General features: G+C 73.9%; 3 protein-coding genes and 1 pseudogene. 3 read left to right on the forward strand and 1 reads right to left on the reverse strand.

Annotated features, from left to right (window positions below):
- From AB0I76_RS27545 to AB0I76_RS27555, 3 genes are all read left to right on the forward strand, one after another.
- A partial coding sequence (locus AB0I76_RS27545; protein ID WP_357041346.1) for a peptidylprolyl isomerase occupies positions 1-627 on the forward strand: 627 nt, incomplete at its 5' end.
- A gap of 103 nt (positions 628-730) precedes the next feature.
- Complete coding sequence (locus AB0I76_RS27550) at positions 731-1,111, forward strand: metalloregulator ArsR/SmtB family transcription factor (protein ID WP_357041349.1); 381 nt, start codon at positions 731-733, stop codon at positions 1,109-1,111.
- Positions 1,108-1,605: an SRPBCC family protein gene (locus tag AB0I76_RS27555; RefSeq protein WP_357041352.1), complete on the forward strand. Its 498-nt coding sequence runs from the start codon at positions 1,108-1,110 to the stop codon at positions 1,603-1,605. Before AB0I76_RS27550 ends, AB0I76_RS27555 begins: the two co-directional genes overlap by 4 nt.
- 14 nt (positions 1,606-1,619) lie before the next feature.
- Here AB0I76_RS27555 and AB0I76_RS27560 read toward each other — a convergent pair.
- A pseudogene (locus tag AB0I76_RS27560) lies at positions 1,620-2,354 on the reverse strand (methyltransferase domain-containing protein); the annotation flags it as partial.
- Between the last annotated feature and the right edge of the window lie 214 nt (positions 2,355-2,568).

A 2,568-nucleotide genomic window follows, 5' to 3' on the forward strand; every position in this document is an offset into this window, starting at 1 on the left:
CCCGGACCGTGCGCCTACACGGCGACCCCCGAGGAGCCGGCCGCCCGGCCGGTCCCGCTGCCACCCGACCCCCGCCGTACGCCGGACCGGGGCACCGTCCGGGTGACCCTGTGGACCAACCACGGCCCGATCGGGCTGCTCCTGGACCGGGAGGCGGCGCCGTGCACGGTGCAGAGCTTCCTGCACCTGACCCGGCACCGCTTCTACGACCGGACCTCCTGCCACCGGCTGACCGCGTACCCGACGCTGAGCGTGCTGCAGTGCGGCGACCCCTCCGGGACGGGCTCCGGCGGGCCGGGCTACCGCTACGCCGACGAGCTGCCGACCGACCTGCCGCCGGCGCCCACCGATCCGACGGGGGTGCGGCGGCTCTACGCCCGGGGCACCCTCGCCATGGCCAACGCCGGTCCGGACACCAACGGCAGCCAGTTCTTCCTGGTCTACGCCGACTCGGCCCTGCGACCGAACTACACCGTCTTCGGCTCGGTCGACGCGGTCGGGCTCGCCACGCTGGACCGGATCGCCGCCGGTGGAGTGGCGCCGACCGACGAGGACCCGGCCCCGGTCGACGGCGCGCCCGCGCTGCCGGTGGACATCTACAAGGCGTTCCGGCACCACGGCCGCTGACGGCGGACATCGCGGTACCACGCCGGGTCGGCGTCGTCCGGCCCGGCGTGGCTCGTCCCCACCCGCCGCCCTCGCCGTCCGCGGCCGGACAGAAGCGTAACCGATGAGTTACGCTTTCGGCGTGGACGAGGTGGCGGCGGCGATCGCGGATCCCGTACGACGGGAGATCCTCGTGCTGCTGCGCGACGGGCACCGGTCGGCGGGTGACATCGCCGACCGGTTCCCGATCAGCCGGCCGGCCGTGAGTCGCCACCTGCGGGTGCTGCGCGACAGCGGCCTGGTGCGCGACGAACTGGTGGGTCGGCAACGCTTCTACCGGCTGGACACCGCGCCCCTGGCCCGGCTCACCGAATGGCTCGCGCAGTTCGACGCGGCGTCCGGATGGGGGCACCGCCTGGACGCACTGGAGACCGAGGTGTACCGCACGCGCCGCGAGCGCCAGGCCCGCGACGCGACGGACCGGACAGGAAAGAGGACGGCATGACGACGACGCCCGGCGGACGACTGGTCCGCACCGGAAAGGGCACCGACCTGGTGCTCACCCGCCGGTTCCGCGCACGCGCGACCGACGTGTGGGCCAGCATCACCGACCCGGAGCGCAGCGCCCGCTGGTTCGGCCGGTGGGAGGGCGACGCGGGTCCCGGACGCACCGTCAAGGTGCAGATGGCGTTCGAGGACGACGCGCCGTGGAGCGACCTGCTGATCGAGGAGTGCGAACCGCCCCGGCGCCTCGTCGTGTCGATGGTCGACGAGCACGGGTCGTGGCACGTGGAGATGCTGCTCGCCGAGGCGGGGGACGCGACCGAGTTGACGTTCACCCACCACCTCGACAGCGACGAGGGCGTCGGCGAGGTCGGCCCCGGCTGGGAGTACTACCTGGACCTGCTGGTAGCCGCGCACACCGGCGAGCCGAGGCGCGACTTCGACGACTACTACCCGGCCATGAAGCCGTACTACGAGGGACTCCGCCAGGGCTGACCGGTACGGCGGGTTCAGGCGACGAGCAGCCGGAGGCCGAGATCCGCCGCGTCGAGATCGACGAGGTCGCGGTTGCGTTCGGCCCACCGACCGGAGGCGAGGTCGGCGCGGAGGCGGTGCACCGCCCTCTGCTCGGCGTCCGGCCCGACTCGGGACCAGACCGACAGCCCACGACGGACGGTCTGGTCCAGGTATGCCTCGGGCCGGCGCCAGTAGGCCTCGAAGAAGCCGTCGACGCAGTCCCACGGGACGGGCACCGGCTCCACGCGGGCTCCGATCGCACCGGCCAACTCGGTCAGCGAAGGCCGGCCGACCATGAGGTCCGCGACCTCGGGGAGGTAGTCGCGGGTGAGCCAGAACCGGCCGATCCAGCCGGCGTCCGTGGTGTCGTGCGTGAGCACCACCACGCGGCGGGCGACACGCCGCATCTCGCGCAGGCCCGCGATCGGGTCCTGCCAGTGATGGATGGTGGCGACAGCCATCGCCGCGTCGAAGGACAGGTCCTCGAACGGCAGGCTGTCCGCGGCGGCGGCCACGCACGGCGCCGCGCCTGCGGGGCGCTGATCCCGCATCAGCGCCGACGGTTCCACCGCGGTGACGGCACGGTCCGCGGGTTCGTAGGAGCCGGTACCCGCCCCGACATTCACCACCGTCCGCGCATCGCCGAGCGCGGCCCAGATCTGTGCGGCGATCCGCGGCTCGGTGCGCCGCGTCACGGTGTACGTGGCTCCGATGGTGTCGTACAACTGGCCGCTGGACATGTCCGTCTCCCCGCCTTTACCGTGCCCGCCCCGCGCACGGGCCGGACGTTGCTGCCCTGGAGACTAGTTCCCCGGAGCACCAACTCACCACGACCTCACCCCCGTCGGAGCGGGGGGGGGGGGGGGGGGGGCGGCGCCCCCCCCCCCCCCAGGGCGGAGTGGCCGGGGGTGGGGGACCCACAAAGAGGGGGCCCCCCCGGGC

The sequence above is a fragment of the Micromonospora sp. NPDC049799 genome (assembly GCF_040656655.1).
Classification (GTDB): Bacteria; Actinomycetota; Actinomycetes; order Mycobacteriales; family Micromonosporaceae; genus Micromonospora.